The 25,147-nt window shown below is 69.5% G+C and carries 26 protein-coding genes; 17 read left to right on the top strand and 9 right to left on the bottom strand.

From position 1 onward, the window contains the following. Window positions 1-55 precede the first annotated feature (55 nt). The 7 genes from L6E10_RS29505 to L6E10_RS29475 all read left to right on the top strand — a co-directional run bounded on the left by L6E10_RS29505 (window position 56) and on the right by L6E10_RS29475 (window position 6,666). Complete coding sequence (locus L6E10_RS29505; protein WP_236223432.1) at window positions 56-1,906, top strand: Hsp70 family protein; 1,851 nt, start codon at window positions 56-58, stop codon at window positions 1,904-1,906. A gap of 53 nt (window positions 1,907-1,959) precedes the next feature. Continuing rightward, window positions 1,960-3,216: an MFS transporter gene (locus L6E10_RS29500; protein WP_236223431.1), complete on the top strand. Its 1,257-nt coding sequence runs from the start codon at window positions 1,960-1,962 to the stop codon at window positions 3,214-3,216. Between the two features lie 9 nt (window positions 3,217-3,225). Then, complete coding sequence (locus tag L6E10_RS29495) at window positions 3,226-3,420, top strand: DUF3046 domain-containing protein (protein WP_236223430.1); 195 nt, start codon at window positions 3,226-3,228, stop codon at window positions 3,418-3,420. Window positions 3,421-3,579: 159 nt separating this feature from the next. Continuing rightward, entirely contained in the window at window positions 3,580-4,626 is a 1,047-nt protein-coding gene (gene recA / locus L6E10_RS29490; RefSeq protein ID WP_236223429.1) for a recombinase RecA, read from the top strand. Window positions 4,627-4,637: 11 nt separating this feature from the next. Further along, on the top strand, window positions 4,638-5,144 hold the full coding sequence (locus L6E10_RS29485; RefSeq protein WP_236223428.1) for a regulatory protein RecX: 507 nt from the start codon (window positions 4,638-4,640) through the stop codon (window positions 5,142-5,144). Window positions 5,145-5,284: 140 nt separating this feature from the next. Next, window positions 5,285-5,740 carry a MarR family winged helix-turn-helix transcriptional regulator gene (locus L6E10_RS29480; protein WP_236223427.1) on the top strand — a complete coding sequence of 152 codons (456 nt, stop codon included), beginning with the start codon at window positions 5,285-5,287 and terminating at the stop codon, window positions 5,738-5,740. Window positions 5,741-5,850: 110 nt separating this feature from the next. After that, window positions 5,851-6,666: an alpha/beta fold hydrolase gene (locus L6E10_RS29475; RefSeq protein ID WP_236223426.1), complete on the top strand. Its 816-nt coding sequence runs from the start codon at window positions 5,851-5,853 to the stop codon at window positions 6,664-6,666. Window positions 6,667-6,720: 54 nt separating this feature from the next. Here L6E10_RS29475 and L6E10_RS29470 read toward each other — a convergent pair whose 3' ends face one another. Continuing rightward, complete coding sequence (locus tag L6E10_RS29470) at window positions 6,721-7,521, bottom strand: serine protease (protein ID WP_236223425.1); 801 nt, start codon at window positions 7,519-7,521, stop codon at window positions 6,721-6,723. A 187-nt stretch (window positions 7,522-7,708) separates the two neighbouring features. Here L6E10_RS29470 and L6E10_RS29465 point away from each other — a divergent pair, with 187 nt between their 5' ends. Genes L6E10_RS29465 through L6E10_RS29455 form a run of 3 tightly spaced genes read left to right on the top strand, consistent with a single transcriptional unit; the run spans window position 7,709 to window position 10,408 of the window. After that, window positions 7,709-8,473 carry a hypothetical protein gene (locus tag L6E10_RS29465; protein WP_236223424.1) on the top strand — a complete coding sequence of 255 codons (765 nt, stop codon included), beginning with the start codon at window positions 7,709-7,711 and terminating at the stop codon, window positions 8,471-8,473. Between the two features lie 41 nt (window positions 8,474-8,514). Then, window positions 8,515-9,282: an RNA ligase family protein gene (locus tag L6E10_RS29460; RefSeq protein WP_236223423.1), complete on the top strand. Its 768-nt coding sequence runs from the start codon at window positions 8,515-8,517 to the stop codon at window positions 9,280-9,282. Further along, window positions 9,275-10,408 carry an AAA family ATPase gene (locus tag L6E10_RS29455; protein ID WP_236223422.1) on the top strand — a complete coding sequence of 378 codons (1,134 nt, stop codon included), beginning with the start codon at window positions 9,275-9,277 and terminating at the stop codon, window positions 10,406-10,408. Before L6E10_RS29460 ends, L6E10_RS29455 begins: the two co-directional genes overlap by 8 nt. A 236-nt stretch (window positions 10,409-10,644) precedes the next feature. On the opposite strand, the gene eda is transcribed toward L6E10_RS29455, so the two are convergent. After that, window positions 10,645-11,280 (bottom strand): bifunctional 4-hydroxy-2-oxoglutarate aldolase/2-dehydro-3-deoxy-phosphogluconate aldolase, encoded by a 636-nt coding sequence (eda, locus tag L6E10_RS29450; protein WP_236223421.1) that lies wholly within the window; start codon window positions 11,278-11,280, stop codon window positions 10,645-10,647. Window positions 11,281-11,618: 338 nt separating this feature from the next. After that, window positions 11,619-13,475, bottom strand: a complete 1,857-nt coding sequence (gene edd / locus L6E10_RS29445) for a phosphogluconate dehydratase (RefSeq protein ID WP_236223420.1) — start codon at window positions 13,473-13,475, stop codon at window positions 11,619-11,621. Between the two features lie 227 nt (window positions 13,476-13,702). Here edd and L6E10_RS29440 point away from each other — a divergent pair, with 227 nt between their 5' ends. From L6E10_RS29440 to L6E10_RS29425, 4 genes are all read left to right on the top strand, one after another. Further along, the gene (locus tag L6E10_RS29440) at window positions 13,703-13,993 is read left to right on the top strand and encodes a hypothetical protein (protein ID WP_236223419.1); all 291 of its coding nucleotides are present in this window, start codon (window positions 13,703-13,705) and stop codon (window positions 13,991-13,993) included. An 84-nt stretch (window positions 13,994-14,077) separates the two neighbouring features. Further along, on the top strand, window positions 14,078-14,842 hold the full coding sequence (locus L6E10_RS29435) for a hypothetical protein (RefSeq protein WP_236223418.1): 765 nt from the start codon (window positions 14,078-14,080) through the stop codon (window positions 14,840-14,842). A 9-nt stretch (window positions 14,843-14,851) separates the two neighbouring features. Then, a complete protein-coding gene (locus L6E10_RS29430) occupies window positions 14,852-16,720 on the top strand; it encodes a fumarate reductase/succinate dehydrogenase flavoprotein subunit (RefSeq protein ID WP_236223417.1) in 1,869 nt (622 codons plus the stop codon). Continuing rightward, a complete protein-coding gene (locus L6E10_RS29425; protein WP_236223416.1) occupies window positions 16,717-17,466 on the top strand; it encodes a succinate dehydrogenase/fumarate reductase iron-sulfur subunit in 750 nt (249 codons plus the stop codon). Before L6E10_RS29430 ends, L6E10_RS29425 begins: the two co-directional genes overlap by 4 nt. Here L6E10_RS29425 and L6E10_RS29420 read toward each other — a convergent pair. Continuing rightward, a complete protein-coding gene (locus L6E10_RS29420; RefSeq protein ID WP_236223415.1) occupies window positions 17,453-18,109 on the bottom strand; it encodes a response regulator transcription factor in 657 nt (218 codons plus the stop codon). The genes L6E10_RS29425 and L6E10_RS29420 overlap by 14 nt on opposite strands. Before the next feature lie 126 nt (window positions 18,110-18,235). Between L6E10_RS29420 and L6E10_RS29415 the strand changes: the two genes are divergently transcribed. Then, a complete protein-coding gene (locus L6E10_RS29415) occupies window positions 18,236-18,505 on the top strand; it encodes a hypothetical protein (protein ID WP_236223414.1) in 270 nt (89 codons plus the stop codon). 80 nt (window positions 18,506-18,585) lie between these two features. On the opposite strand, the gene L6E10_RS29410 is transcribed toward L6E10_RS29415, so the two are convergent. The 4 genes from L6E10_RS29410 to L6E10_RS29395 all read right to left on the bottom strand — a co-directional run bounded on the left by L6E10_RS29410 (window position 18,586) and on the right by L6E10_RS29395 (window position 21,847). Beyond that, a complete protein-coding gene (locus tag L6E10_RS29410; RefSeq protein WP_236223413.1) occupies window positions 18,586-19,464 on the bottom strand; it encodes an amino acid ABC transporter permease in 879 nt (292 codons plus the stop codon). Next, on the bottom strand, window positions 19,461-20,108 hold the full coding sequence (locus L6E10_RS29405) for an amino acid ABC transporter permease (protein ID WP_090102762.1): 648 nt from the start codon (window positions 20,106-20,108) through the stop codon (window positions 19,461-19,463). The genes L6E10_RS29410 and L6E10_RS29405 overlap by 4 nt, the downstream gene beginning before the upstream one ends. Window positions 20,109-20,187: 79 nt before the next feature. Next, the gene (locus L6E10_RS29400) at window positions 20,188-21,078 is read right to left on the bottom strand and encodes a glutamate ABC transporter substrate-binding protein (RefSeq protein ID WP_236223412.1); all 891 of its coding nucleotides are present in this window, start codon (window positions 21,076-21,078) and stop codon (window positions 20,188-20,190) included. Window positions 21,079-21,118: 40 nt separating this feature from the next. Next, window positions 21,119-21,847 (bottom strand): amino acid ABC transporter ATP-binding protein, encoded by a 729-nt coding sequence (locus L6E10_RS29395; protein WP_176960056.1) that lies wholly within the window; start codon window positions 21,845-21,847, stop codon window positions 21,119-21,121. Between the two features lie 159 nt (window positions 21,848-22,006). Between L6E10_RS29395 and L6E10_RS29390 the strand changes: the two genes are divergently transcribed. Next, window positions 22,007-22,681, top strand: coding sequence for a response regulator transcription factor (locus L6E10_RS29390; RefSeq protein WP_089924238.1), 675 nt, complete (start codon window positions 22,007-22,009; stop codon window positions 22,679-22,681). Between the two features lie 54 nt (window positions 22,682-22,735). Next, window positions 22,736-24,121: a HAMP domain-containing sensor histidine kinase gene (locus L6E10_RS29385; RefSeq protein ID WP_236223411.1), complete on the top strand. Its 1,386-nt coding sequence runs from the start codon at window positions 22,736-22,738 to the stop codon at window positions 24,119-24,121. A 4-nt stretch (window positions 24,122-24,125) separates the two neighbouring features. Here the strand turns inward: L6E10_RS29385 and L6E10_RS29380 are convergent, their stop codons facing one another. Continuing rightward, on the bottom strand, window positions 24,126-25,049 hold the full coding sequence (locus L6E10_RS29380) for a TAXI family TRAP transporter solute-binding subunit (RefSeq protein WP_236223410.1): 924 nt from the start codon (window positions 25,047-25,049) through the stop codon (window positions 24,126-24,128). Window positions 25,050-25,147: the final 98 nt, after the last annotated feature.

Below are 25,147 nucleotides of genomic sequence, written 5' to 3'. Positions count from 1 at the left end.
CGTCGGAGCCCCCTGTGGCACGATCACCGGCAGTACGTCCTTCGAGGGGAGCACGGTGCGCGTCCTGTCCGTCGACCTGGGCACCGCCAACACGGTTGCGGTGCTGTCCGGCCATGGTGTGGTGGACGTGGACGGAGGGCCCGTGATGCCCTCGTCCGTCTACCTCGAGGAGGACGGCACCCTGCTCGTCGGCAGGGAGGCGGACCGGCGGTCGCGCCAGGACCCGTCGCGCTACGAGCCGAACCCGAAGCGCCACATCGACAAGGCCACGCTCAAGCTCGGCGAGCGGAACCTGCCCGTCAACGACGCCCTCGCGGCCATCTACGCGCGCGTGATGGAGGCCGTGACACCGCTGCTGATGGGCGCGGCGCTCGACGAGATCCGCCTGACCCACCCGGCCGAATGGGGTCCGAGCAGGCGCAACAAGCTGCTGTCCTCGGCGCGGCTCGCGGGCATGACCGGCGAGCTCGTGCCCGTTCCCGAGGCGATCGCGGTGGCCTCGCTCGGCGGCGGCCGCCCGCTCGCGGTCTACGACTTCGGCGCCGACACCTTCGACGTCTCCGTGCTCGACTCCGAGCACCGCATCCTCGCCGACGGCAGCCTCAGCGACGTCGGCGGTCTCGACGTCGACCAGGCGCTGCTCGAGCACATCGGCCGCATGGTCTCGCACAAGGACCCGGCCGGCTGGCAGCGGCTGCTGCGCCCGACCACCGTCGACGACCACCGCGCCCGCCTGGGCCTGCGCGAGGAGTTGCGCCTCGCCAAGGAGGACCTCTCCGAGCTGCCCCAGGTCGAGGTGCTGATGCCGGAGCCGTTCGAGAAGGTCGTCGTCACGCGCGACGAGCTGGAGGCGCTCGTCCGGTCCAGCCTGATCCGCAGCGCCGAGGTCGTCATCTCGACGGTGCGCAAGGCCGGTGTCACGCCCGAGCACGTCTACCTCGTCGGCGGCTCCTGCCGGATGCCGCTGGTCAGGCAGATCATCGCGGAGAAGGTCGGCATCGTCCCGACCAGCCCGGACCACCCGGAGACCATCGTCGCCTCCGGCGCGCAGGTCGTCGACAAGGCGACGATCACGCTCAAGGCCGAGGACGACAAGCCCAAGTCCGTCGAGCCGCCCACGGTCGTCACCGCGCCGGTCAGCCCCGCCGTCACCGGCCCGCACCCGGTGGGCAACCCGAACGTCAGCGGCCCGAACCCGGTGGTCAGCGGGTCGTACCCGAACCCGAACGTGAGCGGGTCGTACTCGGCGAGCGGCAGCTACCCGGTCTCGGGGCCGTACCCGGTGAACCCGAACACCAGCGGCAGCTACCCGATGAATTTCCCGCAGCAGCAGGCCCCGAAGAAGGACAACAAGAAGGTCCTCATCGGCGCCGGCGCCGCGGTCCTCGCGGTGGCGGGCATCATCGGAGCTGTCTTCGCGTTCTCCGGCCCCAGCCTGCCGAGCGCGGACGAGTGCAAGGACGACACCGCGCAGGACGGCCAGGGCTTCACGAAGTGCCTGCGCCAGCTCGCGGGCACCGTGCCGGACGGCGGCGGCTGCGAGAAGGCCGACTCCGCGCAGATCACCGGCATGGAGGAGATCAAGGGCACCGTCGTGAGCTGCACGATCCGCGACGGCTACGCGGTGCAGTACATCCTCACCGACAGCGTCACCGGCGCCGAGAACAACGCCGACGCCATCGCGAAGTCGTTCCAGACCGACCGCGTCGAGGCCGACTGGACCGGCAACGGCCTCGAGGGCGACTACCGCGCGGCCACGTCGAGCGGCACCGGCGTCCTCGTCTTCACCGCCAAGGGCCGCCCGATGTTCGGCATCCTCACCAAGACCGCCGAGGAGAACGCGGACGAGCTCAAGCCGGACGAAATGGCCGACTTCTTCGAGAAGACCGTGCAACCGGGTGAGTAACCGCCCCTGATGGACCTGTCGGCGCGCCCGCCGGGCGTGCCACGATCGTGATCATGGTGACTGCCGCGCCGCAGGTGGAGCACGTGCAGCGCAAGGTCGTCCGCGTGCTGACCGGCACCCAGGTCCTCGGGTCGGCGGCGGTGACGATCGGCCTCGCGTTCAGCACGCTGATCGCCGCGTCGCTGTCCGGGTCCGAGGCCGTCGGCGGGCTCGCGCAGACCGCGGCCGTCGCCGGGGCCGCACTGCTCGCCCTGCCCGGAGCCCGGCTCGCCCAGCGCGGCGGGCGCCGGCCCGCGCTCGTTCTCGGCTACGGCATGGGCGGTCTCGGCGCGTTGACCGCCGCTGTCGCCGTGGGCCTCGGCTCGTGGCAGGTGCTGCTGCTGGGACTCCTCCTGTTCGGCGGTGCTTCCAGCGCCAACTACGCGGCTCGTTATGCCGCGACGGACCTGGCGCACCCACATCGCCGTGCGCGCGAACTGTCCCGCGTGGTGTGGGCGGCCATGATCGGCGCGATCATCGGCCCCAACCTCGCCGATCCCGCCGGTCGCGCCGCCGCGGTCCTCGGCCTGCCCGCGGGTGCCGGGCCGTTCCTGCTCGCGGCCGCGGTGCTCGTCGTGGCCGTGCTCGTCATCCAGTTCGGGCTGCGGCCGGACCCGCTCGTCGTCGTGAGAAGCACACGACCGGTTGAATCTCCGCACTGCGCCGGAGGCTCCGGTGCGACTCCCGGTGGCCTGAAGGTCTGGGGAACGCTCGGACCGATGGCCCGACTTGCACTCGTCGGTGTGATGTTGTGCCACACCGCGATGGTCGGGCTGATGTCGATGACCCCGGTGCACATGAACCACGCCGGGTCGTCGTTGCGCGTGGTCGGCGTCGTGATCAGCCTGCACGTCGCCGCCATGTACGCCGCGAGTCCCCTGTTCGGGTGGATGGCGGACCGGCTCGGCCGCGTGCCGGTGCTCGCGATCGGCGCGTCGCTGGTGGTCGCGGCGTCCGGGGTCGCGGGGATGGCGTCCTCGCACGACGCCCCGCAGCTCGCCGTGGGGCTAGCGCTGCTCGGTTTCGGCTGGTCCGCCGGGCTGGTGGCGGGCTCGGCGCTGCTGACGGAGTCGGTGAGGGTGGAGGACCGGCCCGCGGCGCAGGGGCTGTCCGATCTGGTGATGAACGCCGGCGGCGCCATCGGGGGAGCGGTGGCGGGGATCGTCGTCACGGCGTGGTCGTACGCGGCGCTCGGCCTGATCGTCGGGTTCACCGCGCTGCCGCTGCTGGTCGTGTGCCTCTTCGCGTCGCTGCGCAGGCCCGTTCGTTAGTGTCTGGCGGTGCGCATCACCATGTTCCGCAAACTCATGGCGGGGGAGTTCGGCCAGGTCAGGGCCGAGATGATCGCCCAGGACCACGTGCTGTCGTCGCTCGGGGGCCGCACCGCCGACCAGGCGCTGGAGGCCGGGATCGACGCCAAGGAGGTCTGGCTCGCGGTCTGCGACGCGTTCGAAGTTCCGGGGAAACGACGCTGAAACCGAGGCCGGACAGGCCGCTCGGAGTGTCACGTGTGCTCGAACACGTGTTCGGCTACAGTGGCTCCGACCCCCGGCTTCGCAAAATTGTCAGACCCCGCCAGTAGCGTCAGGTCCAACATGACGAAGCAACGGCAGACGACAAAAGGTGGACCCAAGATGGCACCCGCAGCACCCGACCGGGACAAAGCGCTCGAGCTGGCCCTGGCGCAGATCGACAAGCAGTTCGGCAAGGGCTCCGTGATGCGCCTCGGCGAGGAGGGCCGTGCCCCGATCGAGGTGATCCCGACCGGCGCGATCGCGCTGGACGTGGCGCTCGGCATCGGCGGTCTGCCGAGGGGTCGCGTCGTCGAGATCTACGGTCCCGAGTCCTCCGGTAAGACCACCGTCGCCCTGCACGCCGTCGCGAACGCCCAGAAGGCCGGCGGCATCGCCGCGTTCATCGACGCGGAGCACGCCCTCGACCCGGAGTACGCGAAGAAGCTGGGCGTCGACACCGACGCGCTGCTGGTCTCCCAGCCCGACACCGGTGAGCAGGCGCTCGAGATCGCGGACATGCTGGTCCGCTCCGGCGCGCTCGACATCCTCGTCATCGACTCGGTCGCCGCCCTTGTGCCGCGCGCCGAGATCGAGGGCGAGATGGGCGACAACCACGTCGGTCTGCAGGCCCGCCTGATGAGCCAGGCGCTGCGCAAGATCACCGGTGCGCTCAACGCGTCCAACACCACCGCGATCTTCATCAACCAGCTGCGCGAGAAGATCGGCGTGATGTTCGGCTCCCCGGAGACCACGACCGGTGGTAAGGCGCTGAAGTTCTACGCCTCCGTGCGTCTGGACGTGCGCCGCATCGAGACCCTGAAGGACGGCGGCGAGCCCGTCGGCAACCGCACCAGGGTCAAGGTCGTGAAGAACAAGGTCGCGCCGCCGTTCAAGCAGGCCGAGTTCGACATCCTCTACGGCAAGGGCGTCAGCCGCGAGGGCTCGCTCATCGACATGGGCGTCGACCAGGGCATCCTGCGCAAGTCCGGTGCCTGGTACACCTACGAGGGCGACCAGCTGGGCCAGGGCAAGGAGAACGCCCGCAAGTTCCTGCTGGACAACCCGGACATCGCGAACGAGGTCGAGAAGCGCATCAAGGACAAGCTCGGCATCGGCGCCACCCTCGACGCCGACGAGACGGCTCCCGCCGCGCCGGTCGAGTTCTGAGAGGTTCCGGGTTGGACGAGGCTGAGGAGCAGCGCAAGGCGCGGGACATCTGCTACGCGCTGCTCACCGCCCGGGCCCGCTCGCGGCAGGAGCTGCACGACGCCCTGCTGCGCAAGGGGATCAGCGCCGGCGCCGCCGAGGTCGTCCTCGGCAAGTTCGACCGCGCCGGCCTGATCGACGACGCGCAGTTCGCCGAGATGTGGGTCCGCTCCCGCCACACGTACAACGGCCTGGGCCGCCGCGCCCTCGCCGTGGAACTGCGCCGCAAGGGCGTGGCGGACGAGGTGGTCGCCGAGGCCGTGGCCGCGGTCGACGACGAGGCCGAGGAAGACCGGGCTCGCGAACTCGTCCGCAAACGCCTGCGCACCCTGTCCGGTGTGGACGAGACGACGAAGATCCGCCGGCTCGTGGGTGCGTTGGCGCGCAAGGGGTACGCGGAAGGCCTCGCCTACCGGGTGGTGCGCGACGAGTTGCGCAACGCCGGCACCCAGGCCTCGGCGCTGGACGAACCCTGGTAGCGGCCAGGCCGCGACCGGCCTGGCTCATGTCCGCGGTCCGGCGCGAGGTGGTGGCCGGGGCGGACCCCGGTTCCGCCTCTTCGGGGCGCCCGTAACCGATCTCGCCGCTTGACCGGTTGGTCCCGAGTAGCCTGAAACGCGTGAGCACTACTCCCGACGCGCCGTCCGCCGTGACCCCCACGGTCTCCGACCTGCTCTGCTTCGACCTCTACACGACGTCGCGGGCGGTCACCGGCTTCTACCGGCCGATCCTGGACAAGGCGGGCATCACCTACCCGCAGTTCCTGGTGATGCTGCTGCTGTGGGAGCGGGACTCGAGGCCGATCCGGGAGCTCGTGCGGGAGCTGGACCTCGAGTACAGCACCCTCTCGCCGTTGATCAAACGGCTGGAGAAGAGCGGTCTGCTGCTGCGCGTCACGCACCCCGACGACGAGCGGTCCGTGCTCGTCCAGCTCACCGACAAGGGTCGTGACCTGCGGTGGATCGGTGCCGAGATGTTCAGCCAGCTCGGCAAGGCGCTCGGTATGACCGTCGAGGAGATCGCCGTTCTCCGCAAGGCCCTGCAGCGCGTGAAGCTCGGCGCCGAGCGCCAGTGAGCTGAAACACATCGCGTACGAGGTACCTCGTCCGGTAACTTGCATCGTGCACGACCTAATCGAGCGCGATGCACCGCTGACACGGTGCCCGACGAGAGAGTGAGAGACCAATGCGAGTTCGTAAGGTGTTCGCCGTTCTGGGCACGCTGCTGGCGCTGGCCGCTGTCGTTCCGTCCGGTGCCGGTGCCGCGGAGGGCGCCCAGGAGCAGGACACTCGGGAGCAGGGCTCGAAGAAGCCGACCGTCGTGCTGGTGCACGGCGCGTTCGCCGATGCGTCCAGTTGGAACGGTGTCGTGGAACGGTTGCAGCGCAAGGGTTTCCCGGTCGTCGCGGTGGCGAACCCGCTGCGGTCGCTCACCGGTGACGCCGAGTACCTGCGCAAGGTCCTCGCCACCATCGACGGGCCGATCGTCCTCGCGGGACACTCCTACGGCGGCATGGTCCAGTCGCAGGCCGCGCTGGGCAACCCGAAGGTGAAGGCGCTGGTCTACGTCGCGGCGTTCGCACCGGAGAAGGGCGAGAGCGCCCTCGAGCTGTCGAACAAGTTCCCCGGCAGCACGCTGGGCGACACCCTGTCGACCATCGACATCGGTGACGGCAGCAAGGACCTCGTGATCCAGCAGGACAAGTACTGGCAGCAGTTCGCGGCCGACGTCCCGCGCAAGGACGCGACCCTGGCGGCGGCGACCCAGCGCCCGGTCAACGACACCGCGCTGACCGAGAAGGCCGGCGACCCCGCGTGGCACGCCATCCCGTCGTACTTCGTGGTGGCGGGCAAGGACAAGAACATCCCGATCGCCGCGCAGAAGTGGATGGCCGAACGCGCCCACGCCCGCGCGGTCGTCGAGGTCCGGGGCGCCTCGCACTCGATCGCGGTGTCGCAGCCCGAGACGGTGGCCGACCTGATCGTGCGCGTCGCGAAGTAGGGGGAGAACGCGAAAGCCGGGACGCGGGCAGGGGCGTCCCGGCTTTCGCCGTCGTCAGGGCTTCGCGACCTCGCAGCCGGGCAGCGACAGGTTCAGCGTCGTGCCCGGACCGAAGCAGGAGACGAGGCCGTACGTCTGCTGGCCGTAGTTGATGCCCTTGCGCACGGTGATCGCGCCGGAGGCGTCGACCTCGCACGGGTTGTTCATCGTGCAGCGGCCGCCGCTCTCGTTGCCGGTGTTGTTGACGCCGACGACCTTGCCGCTCGCGTTGTCGATGATCGGCGAGCCCGAGGTGCCGCCGATGGTGTTGCACGACGGCGTGTAGCGCAGCGAGTCGCGCCAGGTCCAGGACGCCTCCCTGACCTGGTGGACGAACCCGTCGATCCGGCAGGAGTAGATCCGCTTCCAATAGCCGGAGACGATCCGGATCTCCGCCCCGGCGACCGGGCGCGAGGCGGACAGTTCCAGCGCGCGGCTGCCGTACTGCTGCTCGAGCTGCTGGTAGGTCGTGGTCAGCTGGTAGAGCGCGGCGTCGGTGCCGGTCATCGTCGCGTAGAGGAGCTTGCTGCTCTTCACCGTCGCAATGTCCGAGCCGGAACCGTTGAGCAGCTTGAAGTTGCGGGTCACCGTCCGGTCGACGATCACCTGGCCGGCCTTCATCAGCTCGACGCAGTGGCCGTTCGTGAGGACCAGTGCTTTGTCCCCCGGCGCCGAACCGGGCAGGCGGACCACGGAGCCGGAGCAGTTGTCCAGCGCCACGACGCCGGTGAAGTCGGCGGCGGCCTGGGCGGGTGCCGTCGTCACGCCGAGGGCGGCGATCGCCGCGAGCAGGGTTCCGACGAGTCGTCGTGCCATGTGCGCGTGTCCTTTCAGGGATGGCGTCCAGCACCGATCCTGTACGGATCGTAGCGGCTCCGCTACCGATAGAAGCCGACTGACAAGCCGCTGGTAACTCGATCGAGTGGCGGTGTCCGGGGCGGGCTAACGGGTGAAGCGGACTACTCGACGTGGTGATCACACATCGCAACCGCCAGGAGCCTTGATGACCTACACGACGCCACCCGTCCACGCCCAGCCCCCGCTCGCACCTCCGAAGCCCGCGAAGTTCGGTGCGCTCGCCTGGACGGCGTTGATCCTCGGGATCGTCGGCGTTGTTTGCTCGTGGGTCATCCTCCTCAACAACCTCACCGCCATCGCCGCGTTCATCGGGCTCGTGCTCGGCGTCGTCGCGTTGTTCGGCACCCGCAAGGTCGTCGCGATCATCGGCATCCTCCTGTGCGTCGCGGCGATCGGGCTGACCGTGGTGGCGCAGCAGGCCGCGGTCGCGGAGCTCGACAAGATCCTCGGCGGCGGCACGAACCAGGTGCAGACCGGTGTCGCGGGCGAGACCGCCGAGCAGGACGCCGCCGTCGAGAACCCGACCTGGGGCAAGCGGTACACGTGGGAGAACGGCCTCTCGGTCGACGTCGCCGCACCGGCCGCGTGCACGCCCGGCGAGTACGCGGCACCGGCGAACATCGCCCGCGCGGTGAAGTTCGAGATCACCATCACCAACGGGACGAGCGCCGCGTTCGAGACCGCGCTGATGTCGGTCGGCACCGACGCGCAGTTCAACGGGCAGAAGGCGACCATGATCTTCGACGCCAGCGGCGGCTGCGACAGCACGTTCGACTCGGCGACCGTGCTGCCGGGCAAGACCTACACCTTCCACGTCGCCTACGCGGTCGGCGCTCAGCCCGGTGAGATGCAGCTCGTGTTCGAGCCGACCTTCAACTCCGCCAAGGCGGCGTTCGTCGGGCAGGCGTAAACCGTTCGCCCGCAGGCACGTGGACGGGCTACAAATCGGGCATGTTGCGCAAGTACCCGCGAACGCCCCACCTCGAGGGCTCGCGCCTGCAGCCGGGCGACGAGGACCTCGACCAAGTGCCGTTCCGCGCGATCGCGGGACGGCACCTCGTCGTCGAGGAGAAGCTCGACGGTGCCAACGCGGGCATCAGCTTCGACTCCGGCGGTGTGCTGAAGTTGCAGTCACGCGGCCACTTCCTGGCAGGCGGGCCCCGCGAACGGCAGTTCGCGCCGCTGAAGGCGTGGGCCGCAACGCATCAGGGCGTGCTGTGGGAGAGGCTCGGAACCCGTTACGTGCTTTACGGGGAATGGCTCTACGCCAAGCACACCGTGTTCTACGACGCGCTGCCGCACCACTTCTGCGAGTTCGACCTGCTCGACCGCACGACCGGCGAGTTCCTGTCCACACCGGAACGCCGGCGGCTGCTCGAAGGCACCCCGGTCGTCTCCGTGCCGGTGCTGCACGAGGGACCGCTGGGGAAGCTGAAGGACCTGACCGCGTTGCTCGGTCCGTCCACCTGCCGCACCCCGCGGTGGCGTGACGCCCTGGTCGAAGCCGCGCGCTCGGCCGGGCAGAACCCGCAGGTCGTTGTCGCGGAGACGGATCCGGACGACGACATGGAAGGCCTCTACATCAAGGTGGAGGAGGACGGTCGCACGGTCGAGCGCTACAAGTGGGTGCGGCCGACGTTCCACACGGCCGTGCTCGACTCCGGAAGCCACTGGCAGGACCGCCCGATCCTGCCGAACCAGGTGGTGACCCGTGTTTGAGCAACTCTGCCCTGTCGGTCCGAAGTGGACTCTCGACTGGGACGCCGTCCGGTCGGCGTTCCCCTGGGTGCGCGCCATGGAGGGCGTGCCGCAGGACCCGGTGCACCACGCGGAGGGCGACGTCGCCACGCACACGCGGATGGCGTGCGAGGCGCTGGTGTCCCTGCCGGAGTGGCGGGCGCGCCCGGAAGCCGACCGGGTGCGGCTGTTCGCGACGGTGCTGCTGCACGACTCCGCGAAACCGTTCCGCACCCAGACCGCGGACGGCCGCGTCACCGCCCACGGGCACTCCCGCGCCGGCGACCTGCTGGCGCGCAGGGTCCTGTGGGAGATGGGCCGCCCGATCGCCTGGCGCGAGCACGTCGCCGCGCTGGTGCGGCACCACCAGGTGCCATTCTGGGCGCTGGAACGCCCGGACCTCGACCGCATCGCGTTCCGGGTGAGCCTGCTCGCGCGCAACGACGACCTGGCGACGCTCGCCCGCGCCGACATCCTCGGCCGGATCTGCCAGGACGCCGACGCGGTGCTGGAGAACATCGCGCTGTTCGAGGAGTACTGCCGCGAACGCGACTGCCTCGACCACCCGCGCGCCTTCCCATCCGACCACGCGAGGTTCCAGTACTTCCGCACACCCGGCCGCGACCCGGACTACGACGCCTACGACGACACGCGCGTCGAGGTGACGGTGCTGTCCGGCCTGCCCGGTGTCGGCAAGGACCACTGGATCGCCGCACACCGGCCTGGCTGGACCGTGGTGAGCCTCGACGCGGTGCGGTCCAGGCTCGGCATCGCCCCCGACGGTGACCAGCGACCGGTGGCCGCCGCGGCGTTCGAGGAGGCGCGGACGCTGCTGAGGGCGGGGGAGCGGTTCGTCTGGAACGCGACCAACACCTCCCGGCAACTGCGCGACCGGTGCATCGGACTCGCCGCCGACTACCGCGCGCGGATCACCCTGGTCGGGCTGGAGGCACCGCGGGACGTGATCCACGCGCGCAACCGCTCGCGTCCCGAACCGGTGCCGGCCGCCGTGATCGACCGGCTCGTCGGCAAGTGGGAGGCGGTCGACCCCACCGAGGCGCACGTCGTCGAGCGAGTCGACACCTCGTCGCGCACTCACGCCGGCTGATCTTCAAGCCGGGCTAAGCCACCATCTGTGCCGCAAGGGCCGCGTCAACGTGGCGGCCCCGCACCTGCGGCAGGCCTTTGACCTGAACATCAGCACTGACGACGTGCTCGCCGAGACCCCGCACCTGACCCGTCGCACGGTGGAGCTGCACCTGTCGAGCGCCTACCGCACGCTCGGCATCCACGGACGTGCCGAGCTCGTCGCCGCCCTGTGGTCCTGCCGACGGGCAGGACGGGTCACCCCAGCTGCGACGCCTCGCGGGCGAGCGTCTCGACGCGGTCCCAGTCGCCCGCCTGGAGGGCGTCCTTCGGGGCGAGCCACGAGCCGCCGACGCAGCCGACGTTCGGCAACGCGAGGTACTTCGGCGCCGTCTGGGGCGTGATGCCGCCGGTCGGGCAGAACCTGATGTGCGGAATCGGGCCGCCGATCGACTTCAGGTAGTCGACGCCACCCGCGGCCTCGGCCGGGAAGAACTTGAGCGCGTCCAGCCCGCGCTCGGCCAGCCGCATCACCTCGGACACCGTCGCCGCACCCGGCAGGTACGGCAGCCCGGTCGCGTCGGCGGCGTCGAGCACGCGGTCGGTCGTGCCGGGCGTGACGAGGAACGCCGCCCCGGCCTTCGCGGCCTGCTCGGCGTGCTCGGGCGCCGTGACGGTGCCCGCGCCGATCACGATCTCCGGCACCTCACGCGCGACGTTCTCGATCGCGGCGAGCGCGGCCGGGGTGCGCAGCGTGAGCTCGATGACGCGCACGCCGCCGCGCAGCAGTGCCCGGGCGAGCGGCACCGCGTGGTCGGCGTCGTCGACCACGACGACGGGGATGACGGGCGAGAGCGCAAGCAGGTCGGCTCCGGTGGTCGCGCCGTTGGTCACGGTGTCACTCCTTGGCAGATCTGGTGATCGGAAACCGATATATCGCACACCGCCGGGCCGACCGTCGCCCTGCTGTCCCTGATCTCACTGCCCGCCACCTCACCCGGATGCAAAAAACGTTTGCGGACGAAGTCAAAAGACTCGTTGCAAAGGTGGATGACGAGTGGCGGCGGTGAGAAGAACGAGGGTGCTTCGAGTTCGTCCACGAGGACGGCGGGTCGGGCGTCGCCGCCCCTTTGCAACGAGTCTTTTGCGGACGAATTCCAAAGAGCCATTGCTAAGGGGCAGGTCAGCGGTGGTGTGAAAGTAATATATCGGCGGTGGATGGGGTTGGGGGGTCAGTGGTGGGTGACCGGGGCGAAGTGGTCGGCGGTGATCGGGCCGAACACCGTCGCGCCGCGGTCGGCGGGTCCGACGGTACGGCGCAGGGCGGCGAACAGCTCGCGTCCCGTGCCCGCCCACTCGTGGCTCGACGGCGGGAAGTCGACGAGCGGGCGTGACGCCAGCTCCTCGGCGGACACCCGGACCTCCAGGGTGCCGGCGGTGGCGTCGAGCCGGACGACGTCGCCGTCGCGGACCCGGCCGAGCGGGCCGCCGATCGCGGCTTCCGGGGTCAGCTGGATCGCGGCCGGGATCTTGCCCGAGGCGCCGGACATGCGGCCGTCGGTCACGAGGGCGACCTTGTAGCCGCGGTCCATCAGCACGCCGAGAGGCGGCGTCAGCTTGTGCAGCTCGGGCATGCCGTTGGCCTGGGGGCCCTGCTGGCGGACCACGACGACCACGTCGCGGTCGAGCTCGCCCGCCTTGAAGGCCTCCTGGAACGACTCCTGCGTGGTGAAGACGCGGGCCGGGGCCTCGACGACGTGGTTTTCCGCCGCCACCGCCGACACCTTGATGACCGAACGGCCGAGGTTGCCGGACAGCATGCGCAGGCCGCCGTCGGAGGCGAACGGGTCCGAAGCGGGGCGCAGCACGTCGGTGTCCAGCGAACGACCCGGGCCGTCGACCCAGATCAGCTCGCCGTCGGCCAGCACCGGTTCCTGGCGGTAGCGGTCGAGGCCGTGGCCGACGACCGTGGTGACGTCGGCGTGCAGGAGTCCGGCGTCGAGGAGCGTGCCAACGACGAACTGGACGCCGCCCGCGGCCTGGAAGTGGTTGATGTCGGCGCCGCCGTTCGGGTAGACCCGCGCGATGAGCGGCACGACCGACGACAGGTCCGAGAAGTCGTCCCAGCTCAGCTCGATGCCCGCGGCTGCGGCGATAGCGACGAGGTGCATGGTGTGGTTCGTGGAACCACCGGTGGCGAGCAGGGCGACGACGCCGTTGACCACGGCCTTCTCGTCGACGATGTGCGCGATCGGGGTGTAGCCCTCGCCCTTGGCCATCTCGACGGCGCGGCGGCCCGCGTGTTCGGTCAGGGCGCGGCGCAGCGTCGTGCCCGGCGGCACGAACGAGGCGCCCGGCAGGTGCAGGCCCATGACCTCGACGACCATCTGGTTCGAGTTCGCGGTGCCGTAGAAGGTGCAGGTGCCGGGCGAGTGGTACGAGGCCGCCTCGGCCTCCAGCAGGTCCTCGCGGGAGGCCTTGCCCTCGGCGTACAGCTGCCGGACGCGGGCCTTCTCCTTGTTCGACAGGCCGGACGCCATCGGACCGGCGGGCACCAGGATCGACGGCAGGTGGCCGAACGACAGCGCGCCGATCAGCAGGCCGGGCACGATCTTGTCGCACACGCCCAGCAGGACGGCGGCGTCGAACATCTCGTGCGACAGGGCGACGCCGGTGGACATCGCGATCACGTCCCGGCTGAACAGCGACAGCTCCATGCCGTCACGGCCCTGCGTGATGCCGTCGCACATGGCCGGCACGCCGCCCGCGAACTGGGAGACGCCACCGACGGAGCGCACGGCGTCCTTGATCCAGGCCGGGTACTCCTGGAACGGCTGGTGGGCCGAGAGCATGTCGTTGTAGGACGACACGATCGCGACGTTGGACTTGCGCAGCGCGCGCAGCGCCGCCTTGTCGCCGCCGGTGATTCCGGCGAAGCCGTGCGCCAGGTTGCTGCACGCGAAGCCGGACCGGGACGTTCCGTCCTGCGCGGCGGCCGCCACGCGTTCGAGGTACACGCGGCGGGTATCGGCGCTCCGGGCGGCGATCCGGCGTGTCACCTCGGTCAGAACAGGATGCAGTTCGGTCATGGGGGTCTCCGGGTCATCACGGGCCGTGGTGGGGCCCTCACGAGACGACAACGGTGGCGTCCCACGGACGGGCGTGACGCCACACACAGTAAGTCATGGCTGGTCGTAGACACAAAAACGATTCAGTAACTGGTCTGGAACCAGTTGTGAATCTTGGCGTGTGGTGCTTGTCACATCGCTTGAGATTGGGCAGAGTGCGGGGCACGACCTTGGAACGGAGGTGTCCCATGAACTCCACGGAGATCGTCGAGTTGCGCCGGGTCATCGGTCAGATGCGGCACGTCGTCAGCAACCTGCGCGCCAGGTACGGCGATGTGGCAGCCGTGCAGCGACTCGCCAACGACGTCGAGCGCATGGACATAGACGCCACCGAACTCGTCGACCTCAGCACCCCGAGGCAGCGCGAAGCGCCCCGCTTGGAACGCGAGGTCGTGGTCGTGCCCGACACGCCCTACGACGAGTCGCTCTGGAAGGACGCGGACGACGAAGGACTCGGTGGCTACCGGCACCGGACCTGAGCCGAGCTGATCACACGGCCCCCGCCTGACGCGGGGGCCGTGTGTGTTCCTCCACAACGACGTGGACCCCCAGAAAGGTGAGCAATGGCGAGGGCAGAGATCGCCGCCAGGACTCTGCGCACGGACCGATGGTGGCTGCCACCGCTGACGACATTCGTCGGCCTGCTGCTCATCTCGATCTACGCGGCTTTCCGCACGTTCCAGGGGGACTACTACTGGGTCGACCAGTACCACTACCTCACACCGATGTACTCGCCGTGCCTCACCGAGGAGTGCATCCCGGCGGCGTCGCACTTCGGCCAGTGGTTCCCGGCGCTGCCCGGCTTCCTGACCCCGCCGCTGCTGATCATCCCGTTCCTGCTGGGCTTCCGGATCACCTGCTACTACTACCGCAAGGCCTACTACCGCGCGGCCTGGGCGTCACCGCCCGCGTGCGCCGTGGCCGAGCCGCACGGCAAGTACACCGGCGAGACCCGGTTCCCGCTCATCGCCCAGAACCTGCACCGCTACTTCTTCTACGCGGCCTCACTCCTGCTGCTGATCAACATCTACGACGCGGTGCTCGCGTTCGGCACCGGCCTGGGCCTGGGCAACATCATCCTGCTCGTCAACGTCGGCCTGCTCGCCGCGTACACGTTGTCGTGCCACTCGTGCCGCCACATCGCGGGCGGACGCCTCAAGCACTTCTCCAAGCACCCGGTCCGCTATTGGGCATGGACGCAGATCTCGAAGCTCAACAACCGGCACATGCAGCTCGCCTGGGCTTCGCTGATCTTCGTCTGCCTCACGGACCTGTACGTCGCGCTGGTCGCCTCGGGAACGATCTCCGACCTCCGCTTCATCGACTAAGGAGTGGTTTTGCCCGAGCTGGAAAGGCATTCGTTCGACGTTCTCGTGATCGGCGCGGGTGGTGCCGGTCTGCGTGCCGCGATCGAGGCCCGTGAGCACGGCCTGCGCACCGCCGTTCTCTGCAAGTCGTTGTTCGGCAAGGCCCACACCGTCATGGCCGAGGGCGGGATCGCCGCCGCCATGGGCAACGCGAACGAGAGCGACAACTGGCAGGTCCACTTCCGCGACACCATGCGCGGGGGCAAGTTCCTCAACAACTGGCGCATGGCCGAGCTGCACGCCCAGGAGGCGCCGCAACGGGTCTGGGAGCTCGAGACCTACGGCGCGCTGTTCGACCGCACCAAGGACGGCCGCATCTCGCAGCGCAACTTCGGCGGCCACGAGTACCCGCGCCTCGCCCACGTCGGCGACCGCACCGGCCTCGAGCTGATCCGCACGCTGCAGCAGAAGATCGTGTCGTTGCAGCAGGACGACTTCAAGGAGTTCGGCGACTACGAGGCACGCCTGCGGGTGTTCCAGGAGTTCACCGTCACCGAGCTCGCGAAGGACGGGGACAGGATCGCCGGCGCGTTCGGCTACTGGCGCGAGTCCGGCCGGTTCGTGCTGTTCGAGGCACCCGCGGTGATCCTCGCGACCGGCGGCATCGGCAAGTCCTTCAAGGTCACCTCGAACTCCTGGGAGTACACCGGCGACGGCCACGCGCTCGCGATGCGCGCGGGGGCCTCGCTGATCAACATGGAGTTCATCCAGTTCCACCCCACCGGCATGGTCTGGCCGCCGTCGGTCAAGGGCATCCTCGTCACCGAGTCCGTCCGCGGTGACGGCGGTGTGCTCCGCAACTCCGACGGCAAGCGGTTCATGTTCGACTACATCCCCGAGGTGTTCAAGGACAAGTACGCCGACAACGAGGAGGAGGCCGACCGCTGGTACACCGACCAGGCGAACAACCGGCGCCCACCGGAGCTGCTGCCGCGTGACGAGGTCGCCCGCGCGATCAACTCCGAGGTGAAGGCGGGCCGGGGATCACCGCACGGAGGCGTCTTCCTCGACGTGTCCACGCGCCTGCCCGCCGAGGAGATCCGCCGCCGGCTGCCGTCCATGCACCACCAGTTCAAGGAACTGGCCGACGTGGACATCACCGCGCAGCCCATGGAGGTCGGCCCGACCTGCCACTACGTGATGGGCGGTGTCGAGGTCGACCCGGACACCGGATCCTCCTCCGTACCGGGGCTCTTCGCGGCCGGTGAGGTCTCCGGCGGCATGCACGGCTCGAACCGGCTGGGCGGCAACTCGTTGTCCGACCTGCTGGTGTTCGGCCGGCGCGCCGGGGCGGGTGCCGCGGAGTACGTGCGCGCGCTCGGCGACCGGCCCGTCGTGGCCGAGGAGGCCGTCACCGAGGCGCGGGCCACGGCGCTCAAACCGTTCCAGCACGAGGGCGGCGAGAACCCGTACACGCTGCACATGGAGCTGCAGCAGTCGATGAACGACCTCGTCGGCATCATCCGCCGCGCCGGTGAGATGGAGGAGGCGTTGCAGCGACTGGAGAAGCTCAAGGAACGCGCCCGGTCGCTGACCGTCGAGGGCCACCAGCAGTTCAACCCCGGCTGGCACCTCGCGCTCGACCTGCGCAACATGCTGCTCGTGTCGGAGTGCGTCGCGAAGGCGGCGTTGCTGCGCACGGAGTCCCGCGGCGGCCACACCCGCGACGACCACCCGTCGATGGACTCCGAGTGGCGCCGGAAGCTGCTGGTGTGCACGACCTCCGGCGAGGGCGTGCGCGTCGAGGAGAAGCCGCAGATCCCGATCCGGCCCGACCTGCTGGACCTGTTCGACCGCACCGAACTGGAGAAGTACCTCACCGCCGAGGAGTTGGCATGAGCTACCAGGGGAAGTTCCGGGTGTGGCGCGGTGACGACTCCGGTGGCGCGCTGGAGGACTTCACCGTCGAGGTCAACGAGGGCGAGGTCGTCCTCGACATCATCCACCGGCTGCAGGCCACGCAGGCACCGGACCTCGCGGTGCGGTGGAACTGCAAGGCGGGCAAGTGCGGCTCGTGCTCCGCTGAGATCAACGGACGGCCGCGCCTGCTCTGCATGACCCGAATGTCGATCTTCGAGGAGTCGGAGACGATCACGGTCACGCCCATGCGGACGTTCCCGATCATCCGCGACCTCGTGACCGACGTGTCCTACAACTACACCAAGGCGCGCGAGGTCCCGTCGTTCGCGCCGCCGAAGGACCTGGCGCCAGGCGAGTACCGGATGCAGCAGGTCGACGTCGAGCGCTCGCAGGAGTTCCGCAAGTGCATCGAGTGCTTCCTGTGCCAGAACACCTGCCACGTGATCCGTGACCACGAGGAGAACAAGGAGGCGTTCTCGGGGCCGCGGTTCCTCATGCGGGTCGCGGAACTGGAGATGCACCCGCTCGACACCGCGGACCGCGTCGACCAGGCCCAGGACGAGCACGGGCTCGGCTACTGCAACATCACCAAGTGCTGCAGCGAGGTCTGTCCCGAGCACATCCACATCACCGACAACGCGCTCATCCCCATGAAGGAGCGCGTCGCCGACCGCAAGTACGACCCGATCGTGTGGCTCGGCAACAAGCTGTTCAAGCGGTCCTAGCGAAGGCCTGCGGCACGACCAGCCCGGACTCGTACGCCATCACCACGGCCTGGGCCCGGCTGGTCAGCCGCAGCTTCGTCATCACGCGGTTGAGGTGCGTCTTCACCGTGCCCTCCGCGACCGTCAGCCTGGCCGCGATGGCCGTGTTCGTCAGGCCCGTGCCGACCAGCCTCAGCACCTCACGTTCGCGGCCCGTGAGCTCGTCCAGGCCCACCGGGCACCACGGCGGCACCGCCGCGTCACCGCGCAGGTAGGCCGCCACGAGTCTGCGCATCACCGTGGGGCTGAACTGCATCTCGCCCGAGGCGACGGCGGTGATCGCGGCGATCAGCCTGGCCGGCTCGGACTCCTTCAGCACGAACCCGGCCGCGCCCAGCCGCAACGCCTCGTGCACGTGCTCGTCGAGGTCGAACGTCGTCAGGACCAGCACCCGCGCCGAGGCCGCGGCCCGCTTCAGCGCGGCCGTGCCCGGCAGGCGGATGTCCACCAGGACCACGTCCGGGCGCGACGACTCGGCCAGGAGCGCGGCGGTGTGGCCGTCCGCGGCCTCGCCGACGACGGTGAGATCAGGTGAAGCGTTCAGCAACGCGACCAGGCCCGCACGGAACAACGGCTGGTCGTCGACCACAAGCACGCGCGCCACGACGTCCCTCATTCATGTGACGTCACCGCGGAAGATTCCCCCACCACGAGCGTACCGCGAAAGTTGACAGGAGATCCACTCCCCGTGAGACGACCGGGTTCCGCTCCCGCCGCTACGTTCCGCTGCATGCGCACCGCATCGGCAGACCTGCTCGCCGCCCGCACGGTCACCGTCGACGGCTCGGAAGTCTGGCTCCGCGTCACGGCCAGCCCGGTCGACCTGGAGATCCGGTGGCGCGGCGGCGACCGGCTGGCGGGCAGCCCCGTGCTGTTCCCCGCCGGAGACCGCTCACGGCGGCTGCTCGGCGCCGGTCTGCGCGCCGGCACCACGTTCTGCCTCGACGTCGTGGGGGAGCAGGACCCCGACTGGGCCGGTGTCGTCGACTGGAACGTCTGACACCGCCCGGGAAAGCGAACGGGGCGTGTCCGATGTGGACACGCCCCGGTACACCCGGTCCCGGCTCCGAGCGGTGCCGCTCAGGCGGAAGCGGCGGCGGATTCGGCGACCTGGACCTGCGCGGCCTTGCCGTCGTCGAGGTGGATGACCTTCTTGTTGCGGCGGTTGCGCTTCTCGAGGTAGTTCGCGAACCACGACAGCAACAGGCACAGTCCGATGTAGATCAGCGCGACCACGATCATGACCGAGATCATCGGGCGGCCGAAGTTCGGCGCGTCGTTGCCGATGCGCGTGCCCCAGCGCAGCAGCTCCTCGAACGTGATGAGGAAGCCGAGCGCGGTGTCCTTGAGCAGCACGACGAGCTGGCTGATGATGGTCGGCATCATCGCCCGCAACGCCTGCGGCAGCAGCACGAACGTCATCACCTGCGTCTTGCGCATGCCCAGCGCGTACGCGGCCTCGCTCTGGCCCTTCGGCAGCGAGTTGATGCCCGCGCGGAAGATCTCCGCGAGCACCGAGCCGTTGTAGAGCATCAGGCTGATGACGACCGCCGTGAACGCGCTCAGCTTCACCCCGGCCACGGGAAGGCCGTAGTAGAAGAAGAACATCATGATCACGAGCGGGATCGCGCGGAAGATCTCGACGACCACCGCGGCCGGCCCGCGCACCCACGCGTGGTCGGACAGCCGCGCCGCCGCGAAGATCGCGCCGAACAGCAGTGCCAGCACCGCTCCGGCGGCGAACGCGGTGAGCGTGTTGCCGATCGCCTCGAGCAGGGAGAGCTGGATCTGCTTGTAGTTGATCCAGTCGAGCCTGCGCGAGGAGAACTGGTCGGTGGCGATGAACCGCATGGCCACGTACGCGACCGCGGCGACGGCGGCCGCGATGCCGACGACGGCCATGATCCTGTGCCGGACGCGGGCCTTCGGGCCGGGGATGTCGAACAGCACCATGCTCATCGGGCCACGCTCCACCGCTTCTCGAAGACCTGCTGCACGTACGTCAGCGGCATCACCAGGATCACGAACCCGACCGCCACCCACAGGAGTCCGAGCAGGACGTTCTCACCCTGCTCCGACAGCGAGTCGCGGATCGAGCCCGCCTGCACGACGGCGAAACCGGACGCGACCGTCGTGTTCTTCAGCAACGCGATCATCGTGCTCGTCATCGGCGGCACGACCGAACGCAGCGCCTGCGGCAGCACCACGTTCCCGAGCATCTGCGTGAACGTGAGACCGAGCGCGCGCGACGCCTCGGCCTGGCCGACCGGCACGGTGTTGATGCCCGAACGCACGACCTCGCAGACGAAGGCGGCGGTGTAGAGCGACAAGGACACGACAGCCGCGGTGTAGGCGTCGATCTTCACGATCTCCAGCAACGGGTACGCGAAGACGAAGAACACGAACACCAGCGTGAGCGGCGTGTTGCGCAGCACCGTCACGTAGGTGGCACCGATGCCCCGGAACACGGGCACGGGGCTGACCCGCAACGCCGCGAGGAGCGTGCCCAGCACGAGCGACAGCACCGCGGAGATCGCGAACAGCTGGAGGGTCTGCCCGAACGTGGACAGGAAGAGATCTAGGTTGTTGGTGAGGACGCTCATCGGTTTCCTTGCCGTCCGTCCGCCTTCAAAGGAACGGCCGGTGGACCCACGCGGGATCCACCGGCCACGTGAGGAACCGTCAGTACCGGTCGATCGTCGGCTTCTGGGCCGACGAGCCCGACTTGCCGAGCGTGCCGTCGTAGATCTTCTGCCACGTGCCGTCGTCGAGCGAGGCCTGCAGGATGTCGTTGAACTTCGTGCGCAGGGCCGTGTCCTCCTTGGGGACGCCGATGCCGTACGGCTCGCTGGAGAACGTCTTGCCGACGACCTTCAGCTTGCCCTCCTCGGCGGAGGCGTAGCCCTTGAGGATCGCGTCGTCCGTGGTGACCGCGTCGATCTCACCGTTGAGCAGCTTGGTGACGCACTGCGAGTAGCCCTGGAACTCCAGGATGTTCTCCGGCTCGGTGTAGCCGTTCTCGCGGATCTTCTTCACCGGGGTGGAGCCGGTGACCGAGCAGACCTTCTTGCCCTTGAGGGTCTCCGGGCCGGTGATGTCGGTGTTGTCCTTCTTCACCAGCAGGTCCTGACCGGCGACGAAGTACGGTCCGGCGAAGCCGACCTTCTCCTTGCGGCCCGCGTTGATCGTGTAGGTGCCGACGTAGTAGTCGACGTCACCGTTGATCAGCGCCTGCTCGCGCGCGGCGGACTGGATCGTCTTGAACTGGATCTTCTCGGGGTCGAAGCCCAGCTTGGCCGACATCAGGCGCGCGATGTCGATGTCGAAGCCGCTGTACTTGTTGGTCGTCGGGTCCTTGTAGCCCAGACCCGGCTGGTCCTCCTTGACACCGACGATCAGCGAGCCGCGCGCCTTCGCCTTCTCGAACGTGGGCGAGCCGTCGACCTTGACGTCCTTGGCGACCTCGAACAGGCCGGCGGGCGCCGCCGGGTCGGTCGGGCTGCCCTCCTTGCCACACGCGGTCAGGGCCAGTGCGCCCGTCAGCAGCACCGCCGCAAGGGTGCGAACCCTCATCGTCCTTCTCCTGCCATTCCGTTCGAAAGTGGGCTGACTACTAGTGAGTCAGGATCTTGCCAAGGAAGTCCTTCGCGCGGTTGGACTTCGGGGCCGAGAAGAACTCCTCCGGGGTCGAGTCCTCGACGACCTCGCCGTCGGACATGAAGATCACCCGGTCCGCGGCCTTGCGGGCGAAGCCCATCTCGTGGGTGACGACGAGCATCGTCATCCCGTCCTTCGCGAGGCCCGTCATGACGTCCAGGACCTCCTGGACCATCTCCGGGTCGAGCGCCGAGGTGGGCTCGTCGAACAGCATCACCTTGGGCTTCATGGCGAGCGCGCGGGCGATCGCCGCGCGCTGCTGCTGACCACCGGAGAGCTGCGCGGGGAACTTGTCGGCCTGGTTCGCGATCCCGACCCGCTCCAGCAGCTCCATCGCGGTCTTGCGCGCGTCGGCGGCGGGGGTCTTGCGGACCTTCACCGGCGCGAGCATCACGTTCTCGACGATGGTCTTGTGCGCGAAAAGGTTGAACGACTGGAACACCATGCCCACATCGGCGCGCAGGCGAGCCAGTTCTTTTCCTTCGGCGGGAAGCGGCTGGCCGTCGACCTCGATGACGCCGGAATCGATCGGCTCGAGGCGGTTGATGGTCCGGCACAGGGTCGACTTACCGGAACCCGACGGCCCCAGCACGACCACGACCTGCCCCTTCGGCACTTCCAGCTGCACGTTCTTGAGCACGTGCAACGGGCCGAAGAACTTGTCCACACCCGCCACGCGAATCATCGGCGGTGCAGAGGCGGCAGTCATCCAGTCCTCCATTTGGGGTCGTCGGCGTTGGCGGAAACCTAGGTGTCCGCCACCACACCAGTCCAGGACATTGAGCAAGACTTAGGGTCTCAACTCTGTCACAGGCAGACATCGGTTGCCCGGGAGGTAGCGAAAGTGCGCGTGCTGCTCGTCGAGGACGACGACAGGGTCGCCGAGGCCTTGGTCCCAGCCCTGACCAGACGGGGTTTCCACGTGGACCGGCAGGCCACGGGCCGCGGCACGCTCGACCGCCTCGCGGGCGTCGACGTGGTGCTGCTCGACCTCGGCCTGCCCGACATGGACGGTGTGACGCTGTGCCGTGCCATCAGGGCCGCCTCGGACGTCGCGATCATCGTGGTGTCCGCGCGGGGGGAGATCGACGACCGGATCCTCGGCCTGCACGCCGGCGCCGACGACTACCTGGTCAAGCCCTACGACGTGGGGGAGCTCGTCGCCCGCGTGCACGCCGTGCGCCGCCGCCGCGGCGCCGACCCGGTCGGGGTGGGCGCGGCGTCCACGGAGGTGTTCGAGACCGGCGACGTGCGGGTCGACCTGGGACGCCACGAGGTCACGGTCGCCGGGGAGTCGGTCGCGCTGTCGCGCAAGGAGTTCCAGGTGCTCGCGCTCGTCATGGCCGCGGGCGGCGCGGTGTGCACGCGGGAGCGGATCCTCGCCGAGGTGTGGGGACGCACCTGGTCGGGCGCGAACCGCACCCTGGACGTGCACGTCGCCACGCTGCGGACCAAACTCGGCAGGCCCGCGCTGCTGGAGACCGTGCGCGGCGTCGGGTACCGGCTGGGGCAGGTGTGATCTCGATTGAGTGATTCTCGCGCGGCGTGTCGCGGTCGGGTGGGGTGACGGCTCGTGAGGTCCCGACTGCTGGGAGTGGTGCTCGCACTGGTCGTGCTGGTGCTCGTCGGCCTCGGGGTGCCGCTGGGCAGGGGCGTGGCGGCCGCGGAGCAGCAGGAGATGTTCCTCGACCGGCTCACCGACACGAGCCGGTTCGCCTCGCTCGCCGCGCGGCCGCTGATCGACGACAAGCCGGACCTGCTGCGCCCCGAGCTGGAACGCTACGACGAGCTCTACGGCATCGGCGTGGCCGTCGTCGCCCGTGACGCGCCGACGGTGCCGCTGGTGGCGTCGCGCAACGACCTCGCGCTCGGCGAGAGCGGCGTGCAGGACCTGGTCAGCAAGGCGCTGGCCGGGCGCCTGCCGGTCGCGCCGCCGCTGTTCATGCCGTGGGACGACGAACGGCTGGTGCTCGCCGAGCCCGTCCTGGTCGACGGCGAGGTGCGCGGCGCGGTGATCACGTTCTCGCCGACCGCGAAGACCCGCTTCGAGGTGCTGGCGTGGTGGGCGCTGCTGCTGGCGGCGAGCCTGCTGGTGCTGGCACTGGCCGTGCTGCTGGCGCTGCCGGTGGTGCGCTGGACGCTGCGGCCGGTGCAGGCCCTCGACGACGCGACGGGCAAGCTCCTCGCCGCCGTGGTGGCGGGCCGGCCGGTGCCGCCGGTGGGCGCGGAGAGCGGACCGCCGGAGCTGAGGCAGCTCAGCCGGTCCTTCGATCAGATGGCCGCGAACGTCAGCGACGTGCTCGCCTCCCAGCGGGCCTTCGTCGCCGACGCCTCGCACCAGCTGCGCAACCCGTTGACCGCGCTGAAACTCCGTCTGTCCAACCTGGAGGGTCACGTCGACGCCGAGGCCGAGGTGCACCAGGTCGAGGCGCTGAGCGAGACCGACCGCCTCAACCGCATCCTCGACGAGCTGCTCGCCATGGCGCGGGCCGAGTCGAGCTCGGTGGACCCGGTGCCGGTCGACGTCGACAAGTCCGTGGCGGCCCGGCTCTCGGCGTGGCAGGCGGCGGCCGCCGCCAAGGAGGTGCACCTCGTGCTCGACGGGCACCGCGTCGGCATGGCGCTCGCCCCGCCGCGCGGCGTCGAGACCATCCTGGACGCGTTGCTCGACAACGCCCTCAAGTTCACCCCGGAGGGGACGTTGATCGTGGTCGACGCCCGCAAGGCCGGCGGCGTCGTCCGGCTCTCCGTCGCCGACCACGGGCCCGGCCTGCAGCCCGAGGAGCTCGAACGCGCCACCGACCGGTTCTGGCGCAGCCCCGCGCACCAGAACGTGCCCGGCTCCGGCCTCGGCCTGTCGATCGTGCGGCTGGTCGTCGAGCGCGTCGACGGCGTCGTCCGGCTGGAGTCGCCCGAGGACGGCGGGCTGAAGGTCGTGGTCGAGCTCCCGGCTGTCTAGGAGCTCAGATCTTGCTCTCGCGGTAGTAGCGCATGGCGCCGTTGTGCAGCGGTACCGGTGACGTCTCGATCGCCGACCGCTGCTCGATCGTGCGGGCCGCCGAGTGCGCCTTCACGAGCTCCGGCTGCCCTTCGAACAGCTGCCGCACCAGCGCTTCGGCCACGTCGTCGGGCATCTTCTCGCTGACGAGCAGGAAGTTGCGCACGACGAGGGTGATGACCGGCCCGACCGGGTCGGACTGCAGGGTGTAGGTGGACGCGGGCAGCGTCGCCGACCCGTACACGGGTTTCTCGCGGCGGAACTTCGGCAGCACGTCGCTCAGGTCGAGCATCCGCACGCCGAGCCCCTTGGTGAGGTCCGTGATGGCCTGCGTCGGCAGACCGCCCGACCAGAAGAACGCGTCGAGCCTGCCCTCGCGCATCGCCTGGGCGGAGTCGTCGAGGTTGAGGTTGACCGCCTGGGGCGTGACGCCCGCCGACCTGAGCAGCGCGCTCGCGATGATCTCGACGCCCGACTCCCGGCCGCCGATCGACACGCGCAGGCCGTCCAGCTGGGCGAACTTCGTCACCGGGAGGTCGGCGCGGACGATGACCTGCAGGTAGTCGTCGTGCATGCGGGCCAGGGCACGGAGCTTGTCCGAACCGGCGACGCCCTCCAGCGCGTCGGCCTGCGAGAAGCCGACCTGCGCCTGGTCGTTGATGAGGCGGGTGACGTTGTCCTTGGAACCGGCCGTCGCGACGACCTGGGGACGCGTGATGCCGAGGCGCCCGCTCCAGATGTCCGCGAGCCCGCGGCCGAGCGAGTAGTAGACGCCGCCGGGGCTGCCGGTCGCCATGGTGATCTTGATGTCCGACACCGTGCTGCCGCACCCCGTCAGGACCGTTGCGGCGGTCAACAGGCTCACGGCGGCGTGCATTCGTCCGAACACCAGCGCATCGTGCCACGGGGACCGGCGGGCGTTGCACCCGACGAAGGTCTCGCCTGGTCACGGCGCTCGTCGGCGAGGCTTTGCCCGGTCCGCGCGAC

It is taken from the genome of Lentzea sp. CC55, assembly GCF_021056325.1.
Lineage (GTDB): Bacteria > Actinomycetota > Actinomycetes > Mycobacteriales > Pseudonocardiaceae > Lentzea > Lentzea jiangxiensis.
The sequence above is the reverse complement of the archived record's forward strand: the minus strand, read 5'-3'. Positions and strand labels throughout refer to the sequence as shown.